This is a genomic window from Pseudomonas sp. NY15354 (assembly GCF_048068075.1).
Taxonomy (GTDB): domain Bacteria; phylum Pseudomonadota; class Gammaproteobacteria; order Pseudomonadales; family Pseudomonadaceae; genus Aquipseudomonas; species Aquipseudomonas guariconensis_C.
Genome location: NZ_JBLUPV010000007.1, coordinates 52,536 through 70,819, shown reverse-complemented (window position 1 = coordinate 70,819; position 18,284 = coordinate 52,536). Strand labels below are relative to the sequence as shown.

The 18,284-nt window shown below is 63.2% G+C and carries 18 protein-coding genes; 13 read left to right on the top strand and 5 right to left on the bottom strand.

All coding sequences use genetic code 11. From position 1 onward, the window contains the following. The first annotated feature begins 10 nt into the window (after positions 1–10). From ACNFCH_RS09590 to ACNFCH_RS09575, 4 genes are all read left to right on the top strand, one after another. Entirely contained in the window at positions 11–2,026 is a 2,016-nt protein-coding gene (locus ACNFCH_RS09590; protein ID WP_416742679.1) for a M3 family metallopeptidase, read from the top strand. Between the two features lie 66 nt (positions 2,027–2,092). Beyond that, the gene (locus tag ACNFCH_RS09585) at positions 2,093–3,151 is read left to right on the top strand and encodes a PA0069 family radical SAM protein (protein WP_416742678.1); all 1,059 of its coding nucleotides are present in this window, start codon (positions 2,093–2,095) and stop codon (positions 3,149–3,151) included. A 283-nt stretch (positions 3,152–3,434) separates the two neighbouring features. Continuing rightward, positions 3,435–4,154 carry a carbonic anhydrase gene (locus ACNFCH_RS09580; protein WP_337159338.1) on the top strand — a complete coding sequence of 240 codons (720 nt, stop codon included), beginning with the start codon at positions 3,435–3,437 and terminating at the stop codon, positions 4,152–4,154. A 186-nt stretch (positions 4,155–4,340) separates the two neighbouring features. Continuing rightward, positions 4,341–5,876: a SulP family inorganic anion transporter gene (locus ACNFCH_RS09575; protein ID WP_337159337.1), complete on the top strand. Its 1,536-nt coding sequence runs from the start codon at positions 4,341–4,343 to the stop codon at positions 5,874–5,876. A gap of 120 nt (positions 5,877–5,996) precedes the next feature. Here the strand turns inward: ACNFCH_RS09575 and ACNFCH_RS09570 are convergent, their stop codons facing one another. Beyond that, a complete protein-coding gene (locus tag ACNFCH_RS09570; RefSeq protein WP_196164335.1) occupies positions 5,997–6,638 on the bottom strand; it encodes a hypothetical protein in 642 nt (213 codons plus the stop codon). 376 nt (positions 6,639–7,014) lie between these two features. On the opposite strand from ACNFCH_RS09570, the gene coxB reads away from it, so the two are divergent. From coxB to ACNFCH_RS09550, 4 genes are read left to right on the top strand one after another with little or no spacing between them, the layout of a single operon-like run. Next, positions 7,015–8,142: a cytochrome c oxidase subunit II gene (gene coxB, locus ACNFCH_RS09565; RefSeq protein WP_416742677.1), complete on the top strand. Its 1,128-nt coding sequence runs from the start codon at positions 7,015–7,017 to the stop codon at positions 8,140–8,142. A 43-nt stretch (positions 8,143–8,185) separates the two neighbouring features. Then, positions 8,186–9,775 carry a cytochrome c oxidase subunit I gene (gene ctaD, locus ACNFCH_RS09560; RefSeq protein ID WP_070091355.1) on the top strand — a complete coding sequence of 530 codons (1,590 nt, stop codon included), beginning with the start codon at positions 8,186–8,188 and terminating at the stop codon, positions 9,773–9,775. A 10-nt stretch (positions 9,776–9,785) separates the two neighbouring features. After that, a complete protein-coding gene (locus ACNFCH_RS09555) occupies positions 9,786–10,352 on the top strand; it encodes a cytochrome c oxidase assembly protein (protein WP_070091356.1) in 567 nt (188 codons plus the stop codon). A gap of 16 nt (positions 10,353–10,368) precedes the next feature. Then, a complete protein-coding gene (locus ACNFCH_RS09550) occupies positions 10,369–11,256 on the top strand; it encodes a cytochrome c oxidase subunit 3 (RefSeq protein WP_070091357.1) in 888 nt (295 codons plus the stop codon). A gap of 78 nt (positions 11,257–11,334) precedes the next feature. On the opposite strand, the gene ACNFCH_RS09545 is transcribed toward ACNFCH_RS09550, so the two are convergent. Beyond that, entirely contained in the window at positions 11,335–11,538 is a 204-nt protein-coding gene (locus tag ACNFCH_RS09545) for a twin transmembrane helix small protein (RefSeq protein WP_070091358.1), read from the bottom strand. A 63-nt stretch (positions 11,539–11,601) separates the two neighbouring features. Here ACNFCH_RS09545 and ACNFCH_RS09540 point away from each other — a divergent pair, with 63 nt between their 5' ends. From ACNFCH_RS09540 to ACNFCH_RS09520, 5 genes are read left to right on the top strand one after another with little or no spacing between them, the layout of a single operon-like run. After that, complete coding sequence (locus tag ACNFCH_RS09540) at positions 11,602–12,342, top strand: SURF1 family protein (protein WP_337159336.1); 741 nt, start codon at positions 11,602–11,604, stop codon at positions 12,340–12,342. Next, positions 12,308–12,892 carry a hypothetical protein gene (locus ACNFCH_RS09535; RefSeq protein ID WP_337159335.1) on the top strand — a complete coding sequence of 195 codons (585 nt, stop codon included), beginning with the start codon at positions 12,308–12,310 and terminating at the stop codon, positions 12,890–12,892. The genes ACNFCH_RS09540 and ACNFCH_RS09535 overlap by 35 nt, the downstream gene beginning before the upstream one ends. 9 nt (positions 12,893–12,901) lie before the next feature. Continuing rightward, positions 12,902–13,975: a COX15/CtaA family protein gene (locus ACNFCH_RS09530; protein WP_337159334.1), complete on the top strand. Its 1,074-nt coding sequence runs from the start codon at positions 12,902–12,904 to the stop codon at positions 13,973–13,975. Then, on the top strand, positions 13,960–14,859 hold the full coding sequence (cyoE, locus tag ACNFCH_RS09525; RefSeq protein WP_337159333.1) for a heme o synthase: 900 nt from the start codon (positions 13,960–13,962) through the stop codon (positions 14,857–14,859). The genes ACNFCH_RS09530 and cyoE overlap by 16 nt, the downstream gene beginning before the upstream one ends. Next, a complete protein-coding gene (locus ACNFCH_RS09520) occupies positions 14,856–15,488 on the top strand; it encodes an SCO family protein (protein WP_416742676.1) in 633 nt (210 codons plus the stop codon). The genes cyoE and ACNFCH_RS09520 overlap by 4 nt, the downstream gene beginning before the upstream one ends. A 257-nt stretch (positions 15,489–15,745) precedes the next feature. Here the strand turns inward: ACNFCH_RS09520 and ACNFCH_RS09515 are convergent, their stop codons facing one another. The 3 genes from ACNFCH_RS09515 to ACNFCH_RS09505 all read right to left on the bottom strand — a co-directional run bounded on the left by ACNFCH_RS09515 (position 15,746) and on the right by ACNFCH_RS09505 (position 18,259). Beyond that, complete coding sequence (locus ACNFCH_RS09515) at positions 15,746–16,516, bottom strand: MetQ/NlpA family ABC transporter substrate-binding protein (protein ID WP_196164327.1); 771 nt, start codon at positions 16,514–16,516, stop codon at positions 15,746–15,748. A 64-nt stretch (positions 16,517–16,580) separates the two neighbouring features. Further along, on the bottom strand, positions 16,581–17,252 hold the full coding sequence (locus tag ACNFCH_RS09510; protein WP_337159331.1) for a methionine ABC transporter permease: 672 nt from the start codon (positions 17,250–17,252) through the stop codon (positions 16,581–16,583). Continuing rightward, positions 17,252–18,259 (bottom strand): methionine ABC transporter ATP-binding protein, encoded by a 1,008-nt coding sequence (locus ACNFCH_RS09505; protein WP_337159330.1) that lies wholly within the window; start codon positions 18,257–18,259, stop codon positions 17,252–17,254. Before ACNFCH_RS09505 ends, ACNFCH_RS09510 begins: the two co-directional genes overlap by 1 nt. Positions 18,260–18,284 lie beyond the last annotated feature (25 nt).

Sequence of the window (18,284 nt, the reverse complement as noted above, 5' to 3'; positions counted from 1 at the left end):
GGAACCCTCCATGCAAGCCCCCAATCCCCTATTGAACGAAAACCGCTCGCCCATCGATTACGACAGGCTCACGCTCGAGCATGTGAAGTCGGCCCACGACACGGTGGCCCGCGCCTATGAGGCGGGTTTGGCGCAGGTGCTGGACAGTCAGCAGACGCAATCCAGTTGGTATGGCCTGGTGTTGGCGATGGATGAGGTGATCGCCGATCTGCAGGCGGTGGTCTTTGCAACCATGCCCCTGACCGGCCAGGGCGAGGCGTGGAGTGCGGCGTTCGGCGAAGGGTACAGCCGCGCGCAGCGCCTGTTCATGGAAAGCCGCAGAAGCCAGCCGCTGCACGCCCTCTATGAGCGGTTGGCTGCAGGCGAGCCCAGCCTGGACGTCTATGAACAGGCCACGTTACGCAGGATCTTGTTGGAGTTCCGTTTGGCTGGTGTGCATCTGGATACCCAGCAAAGCGCTACGCTGGCGCAGCTGGAGGACGACATCAACGACCAGATCGGTGGCTTTTACCAGACGCTCGATGAAACGCGTGAGCGATCGAGCATTCATCTCGAGGAGCAGACGCGCCTGGAAGGCATTCCCCAGCGCCTGCGCGACCAGATGGCCCGGCAAGCCAGGGACGCAGGCCTGGAGGGCTGGCAGATCCTCTGCAATGAACGGCACGCCAACATCATTCTCGAGTTCGCCGAGGATCGGAGCCTGCGCGAGGCTGTCTACAGGGCCTACCACAGCCGAGGTGTTCATGCCGATGAGCAGCAGGACAATGGCACTCGTCTGCAGCAGCTGGCGCTGTTGCGTGAGCAGAAAGGGCACCTGATCGGAAACGCCAGCTACGCGCAGTTGATGTTGCAGGGCAAGGCCGCAGGTGGGGTGGAGCCAGTGCGTCAGTTGCTCCAGACGCTGGCGCAGCGGTTGCGACCGGCCATGCTCAAGGCCCGTGCCGAGCTTCAGCAACTGGCCGCGGAGCACGCTCTGGGTGAAGCCCAGCCTTGGGACATCAAGTACCTGCGAGCCCGCAAGCAGGTGATGAGCAGTGAAACGCTGCGCGGCTACTTCACCTTGGACAAGGCGATACACGCCTTGGTCGATCTGGCCGAGCGGGTCTTCGACCTGACGCTTGCGCCCTGCTCTGCCTCGGCGTGGCATCCCAGCGTGCGCACCTTTACCGTGCAGCAAGATGGCGTGGAGGTTGGCGTGCTGTACCTGGATGTCCTCACCTATCCGGGCAAGCAAGGCGGTGTTCACACCATTGCCGTGCGTCATCGGCGTCGGGATGTGCAGGGACGGGCTCATGGCGCTTCGGTAATGGTGGTCAGCGACGGCGAGCCAGGCCAGGACGCCCAGCCGCCCCTGCTCGATCATCTGGCGCTGCGCAAACTGTTCCATGAGTTCGGCCATGGGCTGCATATCCTGCTGATGCCCACCACCAATCATGTGTTGTCCGATCCGAATCGGGCAGGCTCCGACAGCCAGGAGTTCTTCGGTAAGTTCCTTGAGCGATGGCTGTGGGACGCGCAGTACCTGGTGGACCTCTCCGGCCACTACCAGACCGGTGCATCGCTCACCCTGGAGCAGGCTCGATCGGTACTGGCCGACCTGCGCCAGGCACAGCTGGAGAAGTGCGCCTTCGATGTGAGCATGGCGCTGTTCGATCTGGAGCTGCACAGCTCGCCCGGCGATGGCAAGACCGTGCAGGAGCGGCTGTCTGAGTGCCGCGAACGCTGCGGCTGCTGGCCGCTGGCGAGCTTCGAGAAGCCGGCGCACGCGTTCGACTATCTGGTGGCAGGCTACGAGGCCGGTTATTACAGCTACGTCTGGGGCGAAGCGCATGCCATCGATGTGTTCACCCATTTCGAGCAATGGGGTGTGCTCGACAACAGGGCGGGCAAACGCTTTCGGGCGGCATTCGCCAACTGGGCCAATGCCAATCCGATGACCAAGGCTTGCGAGGATTTTCTGGGGCGCCCCATGCGGCTCGAGGCGATGCTCGGCTGGTATGGTATTGATAACGGCGCAGCCGGCTGACGTAAGGCGCTGGAACAGATGAATATCCAGCTGTACTGTATATGGATACAGCAAATGGAGCCTGCGATGTTCTCTCCAGCGCCGCAAAAAGGTCGGGGCACGACCCACAATCCGCTCAATCGCTTTTCGCCCAGCCATTCGACGGTCGAAGACGATGGCTGGTATCAGGAAGTGCCGCCGACCCAAGGTACCGAAATCCGGATCGAGACCGCCAAGACCATCATCACCCGCAACACCTCGCCCGATCTGCCCTTCGATCGCTCGATCAATCCCTACCGGGGTTGCGAGCACGGCTGTATCTACTGCTATGCCCGCCCCAGCCATGCCTACTGGGACCTCTCGCCCGGCCTGGATTTCGAGACCAAGCTGATCGCCAAGACCAACGCCGCCGAGGTGCTCGAGCAACAACTGAGCAAACCGGGCTACGTCTGTGCACCGATCAACCTGGGCTCCAATACCGATCCCTACCAACCGATCGAACGGGAGCAGCAACTGACCCGGCGTCTGCTGCAGGTGCTGCTGCGCTATCGCCATCCAGTAACCATCGTCACCAAGGGCGCATTGGTGCTGCGCGACCTCGACCTGCTGGCCGAACTCGCCAGCCAGCGCCTGGCGCGGGTGATGATCAGCCTCACGACTCTCGATGACGCGCTCAAGCGCATCCTCGAACCGCGCGCAGCGGCGCCAAAGGCTCGCTTGCGGACGATCCGTGTGCTGCGCGAGGCCGGAGTGCCGGTGGGGGTGCTGTGCTCGCCAATGATTCCGATGGTCAACGACAGCGAGCTGGAGCAGCTGCTGGAGGCAGCGAAGGACGCCGGCGCCCAGAGCGCGGCCTACATGATGCTGCGCCTGCCATTGGAAGTCGCACCGCTGTTCGAGCAATGGCTGCAGGATCACTACCCACAGCGCGCTGCCCACGTCCTGAGCCTGATCCGCCAGAGCCGTGGGGGTGAGCTGTACGACAGCCGCTTCGGCACGCGCATGCGTGGCGAGGGGGTGTTCGCCGAGTTGCTGGCGCAGCGGTTTCGCAAGGCGGCCAGGCGGCTGGAGTTCGAGGGGCGTGAGGCGCAGGCGCTCGATTGCACGGCCTTTTGCCCGCCGGGCGCGCAGATGGCGTTGTTTTGAAGTGCCGTCTTATGGCCATCCTTAGCCAGGCTCATGCAACCTGAGATTGTTATTCGGGAGTAGTGGCGTTTGATGTTTTTTTGCTATTATCCAAATCCCGCCCCATGAAGCTGGAACGCCCGTTCTAGAGCCTCCGAATTCAGTTTCAGTTAAGTTTTCTCCCGTAGCGTAAGTCGACAAGAGATTGTGATTTATCGCCTGTGCGTGTCATCTAACGCCCTGCATAGCCAGAATCTTTCCCCGGTAAAATGGACCTTACCTACAACCGCCAAGAGGATGAATCATGCCCGTCAAGGACCCAAACAAGGTCGTCCCGGCTGCACCCGCCGAGAGCGCCGATGCCGCCCTGAAGCATATCGTCGACGGCTTCCTGCGTTTTCACCATGACGTCTTCCCCGAGCAGCAAGAGCTGTTCAAGAAGCTCGCCACTGCGCAAAAGCCACGCGCCATGTTCATCACTTGTGCCGACTCACGCATCGTTCCGGAGCTGATCACCCAGAGCTCGCCGGGCGACCTGTTCGTGACCCGCAACGTCGGCAACGTCGTTCCGCCTTATGGGCAGATGAACGGGGGTGTCTCCACCGCCATCGAATACGCTGTGATGGCCCTGGGCGTACACCACATCATCGTCTGCGGTCACTCCGACTGCGGCGCCATGCGCGCGGTACTCAACCCTAACTCGTTGGAGAAGATGCCCACGGTCAAGGCCTGGCTACGCCATGCCGAAGTGGCCCGCACCGTGGTCGAGGACAACTGCTCCTGCGGCACCGAGCACGAAAGCATGCAGGTGCTGACCAAGGAAAACGTCATCGCCCAGCTGCACCACCTGCGTACCCATCCTTCGGTCGCCTCGCGCCTGGCCGCCGGCCAGCTGTTCATCCATGGCTGGGTCTACGACATCGAGAGCAGCCGGATCGAAGCCTACGACGCTGCCACCGACAGCTTCCTGCCGCTCACCGCCGGTGAGCCAATCCCCTGCGCTACGCCGAGAGGCCGCTACTAAGCGACCCGAACACCTGCATTGTTCTTGATGGCCGGTCGCACCCCCGCGGGGTGTGGCCTGGCTGTCGGCTGCCTTGAATTTCCCTGACTGCCCTGCCGGCTTGCTGGCGGCCCGCGCCTGCGCGCGTGTCAGGGTTCCCCGTGCCTGCGGCCTTGGATTGGCCGCCAAACTTGAGAAAGGAGCTTCATGGTGAACAAGACACAGATCAAAGCGGCGTTGCCGCGAGAGTTGTTGGCCTCAGTGGTGGTCTTCCTGGTGGCGCTGCCCTTGTGCATGGGTATCGCGATCGCCTCGGGCATGCCGCCGGCCAAGGGCCTGATCACAGGCATCATCGGCGGTATCGTCGTGGGGTTTTTGGCCGGCTCGCCCTTGCAGGTCAGTGGTCCTGCTGCGGGCCTGGCGGTATTGGTGTTCGAACTGGTGCGTCAGCATGGCATGGCCATGCTGGGACCGATCTTGTTGCTGGCGGGGTTGTTACAGTTGCTGGCAGGACGCCTACGCCTGGGCTGCTGGTTCCGGGTCACAGCACCTGCGGTGGTGTATGGAATGCTGGCGGGGATCGGCGTGCTGATCGTGCTGTCCCAGGTGCACGTGATGTTCGACAGTGCGCCACAGCCCTCGGGTGTGGATAACCTGCTGGGGTTCCCGGCGACCCTGGCCTCGGCCCTACCCCTGGAGCGCACGGGCAGTGGCTGGCAGGCCGGCGCCCTGGGCCTGGGCACCATTGCCTTGATGTGGGCATGGGAACGCTGGCGGCCCCAGCGCCTGCGCTTTGTACCTGGCGCGCTGCTGGGTGTGGCGGCGATGACCGCTGTCAGCCTGTGGCTGGCCTTGCCGGTAAACCGGGTGCAGGTGCCAGCGGATTTATCCGAAGCCATCGACTGGCTGCGCCCGGATGATCTGCTCAAGCTGGCCGACCCTGCCCTGCTGGTCGCAGCCTTCGCCCTGGCCTTCATCGCCAGTGCCGAAACCCTGCTTTCGGCCGCTGCGGTGGACCGCATGCACAGCGGCCAGCGTTCGGACTTCGATCGGGAATTGTCAGCGCAGGGCCTGGGCAACATGCTGTGCGGTGTGCTCGGGGCGCTGCCGATGACCGGCGTGATCGTGCGTAGCTCGGCCAACGTCCAGGCCGGTGCGCAGACGCGATGGTCGGCGATTTTCCATGGCCTGTGGCTGCTGGCCTTCGTGGTGGCGCTCAGCAGCGTGCTGCAGCAGATCCCGGTGGCGAGTCTGGCCGGTGTACTGGTGTACACCGGTATCAAGCTGGTGGACTTCAAGGCCTTCCGCGGGCTGGGCCGCTATGGCCGCATGCCCATGTTCACCTATGCCGCGACGGCACTGGCAATCATCTTCACCGATCTGCTGACCGGCGTATTGCTCGGCTTTGCCCTGACCCTGCTCAAGCTGGCGCTCAAGGCGGCGCGACTGAAGATCGGGCTGGTTACCCTTGCGCAGGCGGGGCACATGGAACTGCGCCTGAGCGGCGCGGCAACCTTCCTCAAGGTCCCGGCGCTGACCCAGGTGCTGGAGAGCGTGCCGGAAGGGACCACGCTGCACGTGCCACTGGGTAACCTGAGCTATATCGACCACTCCTGCCTCGAGCTGCTGGAGGACTGGGGGCGCAGCAATGCGGCCAAGGGCTCGCGGCTGTTGATCGAGCAGCGGCGGCTCAAACGGCGTATCGAGGGGCGGTTGCGCACGACGGCGGGTGTTGGGGCCTGACGCAAGAGGGGCCGCTTTGCGGCCCATTCGCGGGTGAACCCGCTCCCACAGGGATTGCGCAAGTCTTGAGAGCGGCGCGATCCCGGTGGGAGCGGGTTTACCCGCGAATGCGCCTGTTGATCACACCGGCTGGCCGAGCTCCACGCCCAGCTGGCGGGACAAACACGGCCAGCGTTTCCAGGCTGCGCCGGTTTCAGGGCTGCAGAGTTTTTCCCGGTAGGTTTCCACCGATTCCACGGCGAAACTCTCGTCATTGAGCATTTCGTCCACCGAATGGTGCACCACTTCATCCAGCTGGTTGGCGAAGGTTTCGCCGATCAATTGATGGGCGATCAGGTTGGCCACGGTAGTGTCCACCGGGATCAGCGGCTGCTGGAAATGGCGGATGTACAGGTCATTGACCTCTTCGACCAGGCGATGGGCCAGGTAGGCTTCGTCCAGCAGGCAGTCCAGGCCGACGTGGCCTTGCATGACGCTGGGCGGTTGCAGGAAATAGGCTTCGGCGATTTTCAGCACCGGCTTGATCTGCGACTCGATCCCGGCTTCGCGGGCCACTTCATGAGCGGCCTCCAGCAGTTCCGGAACCTGGTCGATGTAGGCGCTGACGAAGCGCGCCAAAGTACCCTGGGCATCCTGCTCGGGCAGTTGGATCGAGGGATGCAGGTGCGGCAGTTGTTGTTCGAGACGCTGTTTCAATTGGCCGGTCTGGCCCTCATGGTGGTGGGCGTGGGTGATCTGCTCGCGGACAGCAGCGATGTTCATGACAACTCCAGGGACAAGGCGTTACAAACGGAAGACACTAAGTTAGCTTGCTTACGAGAATGCCTAAGACGCATTTGTTATAACCCCGAGACACGTTTGCTCGCGTGGTTATATCAATATGCCATCATTTTGCTCCGTCCCAGTAACTGCAAGGCTTTCAAGCGATTACGTAGGTCCCTGAAGTTGTTTTCATGGCCTTCGTTGCGTGCCGTTGGTCGCTGTCTATACTCGGGTTGAACGTGATTCGTTGATGAGGCCCGACTGCCATTTGCAGGGGCTCGGTCGTCGAAGCCAGGCAGTCTTGGCCGCCATCCCCTCCTTAGCCGTACGGTCGTCCACGCCTCCGGGACAACAAGAACGATAAGGGGAACCCGCAATGATGCGACATCCACATGTCTGGATGGGCCTCCTGCTGTGGTTGGTGTTTGGCCAGGCACACGCCGCCTGGACCGTGAACATGGCACCGGGGGCGACGGAAGTCTCCAGCGCTGTGTTCGACCTGCACATGACCATCTTCTGGATCTGCGTGGTCATCGGCATCGTGGTGTTCGGCGCGATGTTCTGGTCGATGGTCATCCACCGCCGCTCCACCGGCCAGGAGCCTGCGCACTTCCACGAGCACACCTGGGTCGAGATCCTCTGGACCATCGTCCCCTTCCTGATTCTCGTGGCCATGGCCATCCCGGCCACCAAGACCCTGATCGACATCTACGACGCCAGCGAGTCGGACATCGACATCCAGGTCACCGGCTACCAGTGGAAGTGGCACTACAAATACCTGGGCCAGGACGTCGAGTTCTTCAGCAACCTGGCCACACCCGCCGACCAGATCCACAACAAGGCCCCCAAGGACGAGCACTACCTGCTCGAAGTCGACCAGCCGCTGGTGCTGCCGGTCGGGGCCAAAGTGCGCTTCCTGGTGACCGCCGCCGACGTTATCCATTCCTGGTGGGTGCCGGCCTTCGCGGTCAAGCGTGACGCCATTCCGGGCTTCGTCAACGAGGCTTGGACGCGTATCGAGAAGCCTGGCATCTACCGTGGCCAGTGCACCGAGCTGTGCGGCAAGGACCACGGCTTCATGCCGGTGGTGGTCGAGGTCAAGTCCAAGGCTGACTACGACACCTGGCTGGGCGAGCGCAAAGCCGAGGCCGCCAAGCTCAAGGAGCTGACCAGCAAGGAGTGGACGCTCGAGGAACTGGTCGAGCGTGGCGACAAGGTCTACCACACCACATGCGTGTCCTGTCACCAGGCCGAAGGCCAGGGCCTGCCGCCGATGTTCCCGGCGCTCAAGGGCTCGAAGGTCGCCACCGGGCCTAAAGAGGAGCACTTGAACGTGGTGTTCCACGGTCGTCCCGGTACCGCGATGGCCGCCTTCGGCAAGCAGCTTTCGGAAGTCGATATCGCCGCGGTGGTGACCTACGAGCGCAACGCCTGGGGCAACAACAAGGGTGACATGGTCACGCCGAAGGATGTGCTGGCGCTCAAGCAGGCAGACGCGCAATGAACCGGGTTACTCGCGGCAATCATTGGATTGCAGGAGACAGGACATGAGTGCAGTGATCGACGACCACGCCCAAGGCCATGACCACGCCCACGGCCCGGCCAAGGGCCTGATGCGCTGGGTGCTGACCACCAACCACAAGGACATCGGCACGATGTACCTGTGGTTCGCCTTCACCATGTTCCTGCTCGGCGGCTCCTTCGCCATGGTGATCCGCGCCGAGCTGTTCCAGCCTGGCCTGCAGATCGTGGAACCGGCGTTCTTCAACCAGATGACCACCATGCATGGGCTGATCATGGTGTTCGGCGCGGTGATGCCGGCGTTCGTCGGCCTGGCCAACTGGATGATCCCGCTGATGATCGGCGCGCCGGACATGGCCTTGCCGCGGATGAACAACTTCAGCTTCTGGCTGTTGCCAGCGGCCTTCCTGCTGCTGGTCTCGACCCTGTTCAGCCCAGGCGGTGGCCCCAACTTCGGCTGGACCTTCTACGCCCCGCTGTCCACCACCTATGCGCCGGCCAGCGTGACGTTCTTCATCTTTGCCATCCACCTGATGGGGATCAGCTCGATCATGGGCGCGATCAACGTGATCGCCACCATCCTCAATCTGCGCGCCCCGGGCATGACGCTCATGAAAATGCCGCTGTTCGTGTGGACCTGGCTGATCACCGCGTTCTTGCTGATTGCGGTGATGCCGGTGCTGGCGGGCGTGGTGACCATGATGCTGATGGATATCCATTTCGGCACCAGCTTCTTCAGTGCCGCCGGCGGCGGTGACCCGGTGCTGTTCCAGCATGTGTTCTGGTTCTTCGGGCACCCTGAGGTGTACATCATGATCCTGCCGGCCTTCGGCGCGGTCAGCTCGATCATTCCGGCCTTTTCGCGCAAGCCGTTGTTCGGCTACACCTCGATGGTCTATGCCACCGGCGCGATCGCCTTCCTGTCGTTCATCGTCTGGGCCCACCACATGTTCGTGGTCGGGATTCCGGTGGTCGGCGAGCTGTTCTTCATGTACGCCACCATGCTGATCGCCGTCCCCACCGGGGTGAAGGTGTTCAACTGGGTCAGCACCATGTGGCAGGGCGCCCTGACCTTCGAAGCGCCGATGCTGTTCGCCATCGCGTTCGTCATCCTGTTCACCATTGGTGGGTTCTCCGGCTTGATGCTGGCCATCGCCCCGGCGGACTTCCAGTACCACGACACCTACTTCGTCGTGGCCCACTTCCACTACGTGCTGGTGCCTGGGGCGATCTTCGGCATCTTCGCCTCGGCCTACTACTGGTTGCCGAAATGGACCGGCCACATGTACGACGAAACCTTGGCCAAACTGCACTTCTGGCTCTCGTTCGTGGGCATGAACATGGCCTTCTTCCCCATGCACTTCGTGGGGCTGGCCGGCATGCCGCGGCGGATTCCGGACTACAACCTGCAGTTCGCCGACTTCAACATGGTCTCGTCGATCGGCGCCTTCACCTTCGGCGCAACGCAGATTCTGTTCCTGTTCATCGTCATCAAGTGCATCCGCGGCGGCGCGCCGGCACCGGCCAAGCCGTGGGATGGCGCCGATGGCCTGGAGTGGACGGTGCCTTCACCGGCGCCTTACCACACGTTCCAGACGCCACCGGACGTGAAGTAGGACGCCGGGCATGAATGGCCTTTCGCTCAGACGCCTGGTCACGCGCCTGTTGATGCTGACGGTGGTGATGTTCGCCTTCGGTTTTGCCCTGGTGCCGATCTACGACGTGATGTGCAAGGCGTTCGGCATCAATGGCAAGACCGGCGGGCAATACGAGGGCAGCCAGGTCAGCGACCCGTCGCGCACGGTGCGGGTGCAGTTCATGTCCACCAACGCCAGCGACATGGTCTGGGACTTCTACTCCACCGCCGACCAGTTGGAGGTCAACCCGGGTGCGGTCAACCAGATGATCTTCATTGCCCGCAACCCCACCGACCGGCCCATGAGCGCCCAGGCGATACCCAGCATCACGCCGGCCGAGGCCGCGGCGTATTTCCACAAGACCGAGTGCTTCTGCTTTACCCAGCAGGTGCTGCAGCCCGGTGAGCGCATCGAAATGCCGGTGCGTTTCATCGTCGATCGCGACCTGCCGGCCAATGTGAAGCACCTGACACTGGCCTACACCTTGTTCGACATCACCGCTCGCCACCCACCGGTCGCCCATGTCGCGGCCCAGGACGTTCAGGGCGCCCGTTAAGGGAAGGAGAACAGCAATGGCAAGTCATGAGCACTATTACGTCCCGGCGCAGAGCAAGTGGCCGATCATCGCGACCATCGGGATGTTCATCACGGTGTTCGGCCTGGGGACCTGGTTCAACGACCTCAAGGCCGGGCACCCCGAGTCCCATGGGCCGCTGATCTTCTTCGTCGGCGCGTTGTTTCTGGCCTACATGTTGTTCGGCTGGTTCGGTGCGGTGGTCAGGGAAAGCCATGCCGGGCTCTATAGCGCACAGATGGATCGCTCGTTCCGCTGGGGCATGAGCTGGTTCATCTTTTCGGAGGTGATGTTCTTCCTGGCGTTCTTCGGCGCGCTGTTCTACGTGCGGGTGCTGGCCGGCCCCTGGCTCGGTGGCGAGGGGCACAAAGGCATCGCCCACATGCTCTGGCCGACGTTCGAGTTCGCCTGGCCGCTGCTGCATACGCCGGACCCGAAGCTGTTCCCGCCGCCCAAGGAAGTCATCGACCCGTGGCACCTGCCGCTGATCAACACCATCTTGCTGGTGAGCTCGAGCGTGACCGTCACCATCGCCCACCATGCCTTGCGCAAGAACCATCGGGGGCCGCTCAAGCTATGGCTGGGGCTGACCATTCTGCTGGGCTTGTCGTTCCTGGCGCTGCAGGCCTACGAGTATCACGAGGCCTACACCCAGCTGGGCCTGACGCTGGGCTCGGGGATCTACGGCGCGACCTTCTTCATGCTCACCGGTTTCCACGGTGCCCACGTGACGTTGGGCACGCTGATCCTGATCGTGATGTTCTGTCGCGTGCTGCGCGGGCATTTCAACCCGGACAAGCACTTTGGTTTCGAAGCGGCGAGCTGGTACTGGCACTTCGTCGATGTGGTGTGGGTGGGGCTGTTCATCTTCGTGTACGTGCTCTGAACTTTGTGAAGGCAACTGTCTTTAACGAGCACCGACGTATTCGCGGGTGAATCCGCTCCCACAGGGGCCGGTGAAAACCTAGAAGGGGGCGTGAGAGACCAGTTGGCCGCTGATCAGGCCCCAGGCCACCAGCGCAATGGTCAGGGAGGCCAGGGTGACCCGTACGGTCAGGGCCTTGAGCAAGCGGGTCGAGTGTTCGTCGTCCTTGACCAGGAACACGAGCCCGCTGAACAGGCTGGCGATGGTGGCCAACAGCATCAGGACAATCGCGGCCTTGAGCATGGCGAAACTCCGGGGGGATGCGGTGATGATTCTAAGTATAGCGATCGACCTGGCGAGGCCGCGGTGAAGCCGTTTCGCCCAGGCCTGGTACCGACCCTGGTGGTGCTCGCGCTGCTGCCGGGCCTGATTGCGCTCGGCTGCTGGCAACTGGGCCGTGCCGATGAAAAGCGTGCGCTGCTGGCCAGCTACGCCGAACGCCGGATCGAGGCGCCCCTGGCAAGCGCGCAACTGCCGCAGGTGGCCGATCCGGCCTATCGTCGCGTGCACCTGTATGGCCGCTTCGATGGGGAGCACAGCGTGCTGCTGGACAACAGCATCCGCGATGGCCAGGTCGGCGTGGAACTACTGCAGCCTTTCCATGACCAGGCCAGCGGCCTGTGGCTGCTGGTCAATCGGGGTTGGCTGCCGTGGCCAGATCGTCGAGACCCCGTCCGTTTCGATACCCCCGCGCAGGCTCTGGCTCTCGAAGCGTCGGTCTACGTCGCGCCTGGCACCACCTTCCAGTTGCACCCCGACCCGGTCGGCGGCCAGTGGCCGCACCTGCTGACCGCTGTCGACGCTGCCCAACTGTGGCAACAGCTGGGGCGTGAAGGCTTTGCCCATGAGCTGCGCCTTGAGGATGGCCCGGCCAGCTACCGGCTGGACTGGCCGGTGGTCGCCATGGGCCCGGAAAAACACCTGGGCTACGCCGTGCAATGGTTCGCCCTGGCCACTGCGTTGGTGCTGCTCTACCTCTATTTCGGTTGGCATGACAAAAAGGAGAACACCCATGGGCGGCGTAACGAGTCCACTGGACATGCCTGAACGTGGCAAAGCCAGAAGCCGCGGGCGTTTGCAGCTGATCCTGATTCTGCTGGTGGTACTGGGGCCGATGATCCTGGCCACCAGCATGTACAAGCTGCAGTTCTGGGTGCCCGAGGGCCGCAGCTATCACGGCGAGATGATCGGCAACGGCGAAAGCCGCGCGGACATCGGTATCGATGCCCAGGAGGCGCGCTGGCAATTGCTGGTCAGCGCCCCGGCAGCCTGCGCCAAGGATTGCCAGGCGCTGGTGTACCTGGCGCGGCAGATCCAGATCGGCCTGGGCCGCGATGCAAGCCGTGCCAGCCATGCCTTGGCCACCGCCCAGCCACTGTCTGGCGATTACCAGGGCACCCTTGAGCGTGAGTACCCGCAGTTGCAACGTTACCCGCTGGATACCCAGCGCTATGGCCAGAAGGTCGAGGCGCCTGGTCCGCAGCTGTGGATCGTCGACCCCCACGGCAACCTGGTGCTGCGCTACGACGCCAAGGTCAACGGCAAACAGGTGCTCGATGACCTGCGCCATCTGCTCAAGCTGTCCAACATCGGCTAGGAGGCCGCCATGGCCAGACCCGGATATCGCCTTGCTGTGTTCGCTACCGTGCTGGCGCTGCTGGTCGTGCTGCTCGGTGCCTATACCCGCCTGACCCACGCCGGCCTGGGTTGTCCCGACTGGCCCGGCTGCTATGGCTTCATCGGTGTGCCCAAGACCGAAGCGCAGCTGGCGCATGCAGAACTGCGCTTCCCGGACCACCCCGTGGAGGAGGCCAAGGGCTGGGCCGAAATGGTCCACCGCTACTTCGCCGGCACACTGGCGACGGTGATCGCGCTGTTGGCCTTCCAGGCTGTGCGTCGTCATGCCCGGGACGGTCAGCCCTACCGCCTGCCGGTGCTGTTGCTGGGGGTGGTGCTCGCCCAGGCGGCATTCGGCATGTGGACGGTCACCCTCAAGCTGTGGCCGCAGGTGGTCACCGCCCATTTGCTGGGCGGCTTCACCACGCTCAGTCTGTTGTTCCTGTTATCCCTGCGTCTATCTCGCGCCTTTGCGCCATTGCCCAAGCTACCGTTGAGCCTGCGCCGGGTGGCGGCGCTGGCGCTGTTGGTGGTGATCGGGCAGATCGCCCTGGGAGGCTGGGTCAGTGCCAACTATGCCGCGGTGGCCTGCATCGACCTGCCCACCTGCCACGGTCAATGGTGGCCGGCGGCGGACTTCAGCAACGGCTTTCACCTGACCCAGCATGTGGGGCCCAACTACCTGGGTGGGCAGTTGGACAGCGATGCCCGCACGGCCATCCACATCAGTCACCGACTCGGGGCGTTGATGGTCGTCGGGGTGCTGCTGATGCTGAGCTGGAAGCTGCATCGCAATGGCCTCACTGGTCTGGCTCGGCTGGTGCTGCTGGTGCTTGGCCTGCAGGTCTGCCTGGGTATCAGCAATGTGCTGTTCCACCTGCCGCTGGGCGTGGCCGTGGCGCATAACGCGGGCGGAGCCCTGCTGCTGCTGAGCATGGTGCTGGTGAACTACCGGATTCGCGTGGTGGACAAGGTCCGCGTAGGCCATGGCTGGCGCCTGACGCCGGTCAGCAACGCGGGTGGCTCTGTGCACACGAGGGCTGACGCGTGGCGACGCTTCTGAGTGAACGCCGGACGCGGGCCGGCTGGCGCGACTACCTGGAGCTGACCAAGCCGAAGGTGGTGGTGCTGATGCTGATCACTTCGCTGGCGGGCATGTTCCTGGCCACCCGGGCGGGGGTGCCCTGGCCCATCCTGGTGTTCGGCAACTTGGGCATTGCCCTGTGCGCGGGGGGCGCGGCGGTAGTCAACCACGTGGTGGACCGGCGCATCGATGCGCTGATGGCCCGCACCCACAAGCGCCCACTGGCCGAAGGCCGGGTCGCGCCTTTGCCGGCGCTGGGCTTCGCGCTGGCGTTGTCGCTGACGGGCATGGCCGTGCTGCTGGTGTTCACCAACCCCCTTACCGCCTGGCTGACCTTGGCCTCATTGCTGGGCTACGCCGTGGTCTACACCGGCTTTCTCAAGCGTGCCACGCCGCAGAACATCGTCATCGGAGGCCTGGCTGGCGCGACGCCACCGCTACTGGGCTGGGTGGCGGTGAGTGGGCACATGAGCGCCGAGCCGTTGCTGCTGGTGCTGATCATCTTCGCCTGGACCCCGCCGCACTTCTGGGCCCTGGCGATCCACCGCAAGCAGGAGTACGCCAAAGCGGACATCCCCATGCTGCCGGTGACCCATGGCGAGCGCTACACCAAGCTGCACATCCTGCTCTATACCCTGGTGCTGCTGGCGGTGAGCCTGTTGCCGTACGTCATTCACATGAGCGGCCCGCTCTACCTGGCGTGTGCCCTCGCCTTGGGCCTGCGCTTTCTCCACTGGGCCTGGGTGTTGTACCGTGGCACCAGGCCGCACGCTGCGATCAGGACCTTCAAGTACTCTATCGGGTACTTGTTCGTGCTGTTCATCGCACTGCTTTTGGACCACTACCTGTTGCCGACCTTATGACTCGAACCCAGAAAACCGTCTTCATCCTCGTCGCCGTCGTTGCCTTGATCCTCGGCCTGACCGTCAACAAGGTGCTCAATGGCCGCAGCGAGGCGAACCCGGCCGAGCTGATCGATGCCGGTATCATCCTCCTGCCCCAGAGCCGCACGGTGCCGGATGTGACCATGACCGACCAGAACGGCCGTCCTGTGGAACTGGACCAGCTCAAGGGCAAGTGGTCGTTGCTGTTCTTCGGCTACACCTACTGCCCCGACATCTGCCCGACCACCCTGGCCCAGTTGCGCCAGGTCAAGAGCGAACTGCCCAAGGAAGCACTCGAGCATTTGCAGGTGGTGTTGGTGAGTGTGGACCCGAACCGGGATACGCCGAACCAGCTCAAGCAGTACCTGGGCTATTTCGACAAGGACTTCGTCGGCCTGACGGGGTCGATCGAGGACACCCAGGCGTTGGCCAATGGCCTGAGCATTCCGTTCATTCCGGCCGATACCAGCAAGCCGGGGTACACGGTCGATCACAGCGGCAACCTGGCGGTGGTCGGGCCGGACGGGCGCCAACGCGGCTTCATCCGGGCGCCGTTGAACAACCAGAAGCTGGTGGCGCAGCTGCCGGGGTTGGTCAAACGGGATTGACCTCGCGGCTGAAAAGCTTCGCGGGTAAACCCGCTCCCACAGGTTCACCGCGGCTCTTTGGCCTGTGGCGTCTCTGTGGGAGGTTCTATGGTGCCGGACAAGCTCGAATCGCCTTCAGTTGGCATTCCTTGACACTTTTCAGCCGTGCAAATACCAGCCCTGGCACAGTTCCCACAGGCACAGCGGTGTTGTTGAGAACACCGGAGAACCTGTGGGAGCGGGTTTACCCGCGAAAGGTTTAGCGCGATCTGACTAGCTTAGAACGCCGGAATCACCGCACCTTTGTACTTCTCGGTGATGAACTGCTTCACCTCCGGCGAGTGCAGGGCGGCGGCCAGTTTCTTGATGGCGTCGGCGTCCTTGTTGTCCGGACGGGCAACAAGGATGTTTACGTACGGCGAGTCGCTGCCTTCGATGACCAGCGCGTCCTTCTCAGGGTTGAGCTTGGCTTCGAGGGCATAGTTGGTGTTGATCAGCGCCAGGTCGACCTGGGTCAGCACGCGTGGAATGGTGGCCGCTTCCAGCTCGCGGAACTTCAGGCCCTTGTCGTTGGCGGTGATGTCCTTGACGGTCGACAGGATGTTCTTGTTGTCCTTGAGCTTGATCACACCGGCTTTATCCAGCAGCAGCAGGGCGCGGCCGCCGTTGGTGGCGTCGTTGGGGATGACCACGGTGGCGCCGGACGACAGCTCGTCGAGCTTCTTGATCTTGCTCGAGTAGGCGCCCAGCGGCTCCAGGTGTACGCCGGCAACGCTGACCAGGTTGGTGCCCTTGGCCTTGTTGAACTCATCCAGATACGGCTGGTGCTGGAAGAAGTTGGCGTCCAGGCGCTTTTCGGCCACCTGCACGTTCGGCTGGATGTAGTCGGTGAATTCCTTGACCTTCAGTTCCACCCCTTCCTTGGCCAGTTGCGGCTTCACGAAGTTGAGGATCTCGGCGTGCGGAACCGGGGTGGCCGCGACGGTGAGGGACTCGGCGTTGGCCGAGAAGGCCGCGACAGCGGCGACAACAGCAAGCAGCTTCTTCATTGATCACTCCTTGTGAGGGCCGCGACGGCCCCCGAACGGGTCGGCCGGACCGACCCCATTGGGGTTACTTACGGGAAAAATGCACGACCAGTTTGTCGCCGACGCTCTGCAGAACTTGAACCAGGATCAACAGCAAGATCACGGTGACCACCATCACGTCGGTCTGGAATCGCTGGTAACCGAAGCGGATGGCCAGGTCGCCCAGGCCACCTGCACCGACCACACCGGCCATGGCGGTGTAGGACACCAGGGTGATGGCGGTGACGGTGATGGCGGCGAAGATGCCTGGACGGGCTTCGGGCAACAGGGCATTGGTGATGATCTGGCGGGTGGTGGCGCCCATCGACTGGGTGGCCTCGATGATGCCGCGATCCACTTCACGCAGGGCGGTTTCCACCAGGCGCGCGAAGAACGGCGTGGCACCCACCACCAACGGCGGGATGGCGCCGGCGACGCCCAGCGAGGTGCCGGTGATCAGCACGGTAATCGGAATCATGACGATCAGCAGGATGATGAACGGCAGCGAGCGCAGCACGTTGACCACCAGCGACAGCAGCGCGTACACGCCCTTCTGTTCGAACATCTGGCGCGGGCCGCACAGGAACAGCAACACGCCCAGTGGCAGGCCCAGCAGCACGGTGAAGAACAGCGAGCCGAACAACATGATCATGGTGTCGATCGTGGCGAGCCAGATCTCGGCCCAGTCGACGTTGGCGAAGAAATTAAGGGCGTCCATCAACGCAGTACCTCCATATGAACATCAGCTGCCTTGAAGCGGGCGAACGCCGCTTCCATGTCGCCGCCGGTGACGGCGAGCGTGAGCTGCCCATAGGGGACGTCCTTGATGCGGTCGATACGCCCGGCCAGGATGCTGTAGTCCACACCGGTCTCGCGGGCTACGGTGCCCAGCAGCGGCGCGTAGGTGGCATCGCCCTGGAAGGTCAGGCGCACGATACGCCCTGGCACGTGGGCGAAGTCGTCGCGCTGCTCGCCTTCGTCCACCTGCTCGTCTTCCTGGACGAAACGCTTGGTGGTCGGGTGCTGCGGGTGCAGGAACACCTCGGCCACCGGGCCTTGCTCGACGATCTGCCCGGCGTCCATCACCGCCACGCGGTCACAGACCCGGCGGATCACGTCCATCTCGTGGGTGATCAGTACGATGGTCAGTTTCAGCTCACGGTTGATCTCGGCCAGCAGCTGCAGGACCTGGGCCGTGGTTTGCGGGTCGAGGGCACTGGTGGCCTCGTCGCACAACAGGATCTTGGGGTTGGTGGACAGGGCTCGGGCGATGCCCACGCGCTGCTTCTGGCCACCGGAAAGCTGGGCAGGGTACTTCTTGGCGTGGTCCGACAACCCGACGCGGGCCAGCAGTTCGGTCACGCGTTTGTCGATCTCGCTGCGCGACAGCTCGCCGGCCAGGGTCAACGGCAGGGCGACGTTGTCGGCGACGGTCTTGGAAGCCAGCAGGTTGAAGTGCTGGAAGATCATGCCGACCTGCTGGCGGAAGCGGCGCAGCTGGTTGGCGTCGAACGCGGTGACATCTTCCCCGTCGACGATGATCTTGCCGCCACTTGGGGCTTCCAGGCGGTTGATCAGGCGCAGCAAGGTGCTCTTGCCGGCGCCGGAATGCCCGATCAGGCCGAACACCTGGCCATTTTCAATGGTCAGGCTGGTCGGGTTCAGGGCGGGAATATCCCTACCGGCGACGCGGTAGGTCTTGTGGACATTTTGAAACTCGATCACTGAGCGAACCTTGTGGGGCGCATGG

Coding starts and splice junctions, on each gene's coding strand:
- ACNFCH_RS09520 (WP_416742676.1), top strand. CDS start 14,856: ATGACTCGAACCCAGAAAACCGTCTTCATCCTCGTCGCCGTCGTTGCC.
- ACNFCH_RS09545 (WP_070091358.1), bottom strand. CDS start 11,538: ATGCTCAAGGCCGCGATTGTCCTGATGCTGTTGGCCACCATCGCCAGC.
- ACNFCH_RS09585 (WP_416742678.1), top strand. CDS start 2,093: ATGTTCTCTCCAGCGCCGCAAAAAGGTCGGGGCACGACCCACAATCCG.
- ctaD (WP_070091355.1), top strand. CDS start 8,186: ATGAGTGCAGTGATCGACGACCACGCCCAAGGCCATGACCACGCCCAC.
- ACNFCH_RS09555 (WP_070091356.1), top strand. CDS start 9,786: ATGAATGGCCTTTCGCTCAGACGCCTGGTCACGCGCCTGTTGATGCTG.
- ACNFCH_RS09510 (WP_337159331.1), bottom strand. CDS start 17,252: ATGGACGCCCTTAATTTCTTCGCCAACGTCGACTGGGCCGAGATCTGG.
- ACNFCH_RS09515 (WP_196164327.1), bottom strand. CDS start 16,516: ATGAAGAAGCTGCTTGCTGTTGTCGCCGCTGTCGCGGCCTTCTCGGCC.
- ACNFCH_RS09570 (WP_196164335.1), bottom strand. CDS start 6,638: ATGAACATCGCTGCTGTCCGCGAGCAGATCACCCACGCCCACCACCAT.
- ACNFCH_RS09590 (WP_416742679.1), top strand. CDS start 11: ATGCAAGCCCCCAATCCCCTATTGAACGAAAACCGCTCGCCCATCGAT.
- ACNFCH_RS09550 (WP_070091357.1), top strand. CDS start 10,369: ATGGCAAGTCATGAGCACTATTACGTCCCGGCGCAGAGCAAGTGGCCG.
- ACNFCH_RS09575 (WP_337159337.1), top strand. CDS start 4,341: ATGGTGAACAAGACACAGATCAAAGCGGCGTTGCCGCGAGAGTTGTTG.
- ACNFCH_RS09535 (WP_337159335.1), top strand. CDS start 12,308: ATGGGCGGCGTAACGAGTCCACTGGACATGCCTGAACGTGGCAAAGCC.
- ACNFCH_RS09580 (WP_337159338.1), top strand. CDS start 3,435: ATGCCCGTCAAGGACCCAAACAAGGTCGTCCCGGCTGCACCCGCCGAG.
- coxB (WP_416742677.1), top strand. CDS start 7,015: ATGATGCGACATCCACATGTCTGGATGGGCCTCCTGCTGTGGTTGGTG.
- ACNFCH_RS09530 (WP_337159334.1), top strand. CDS start 12,902: ATGGCCAGACCCGGATATCGCCTTGCTGTGTTCGCTACCGTGCTGGCG.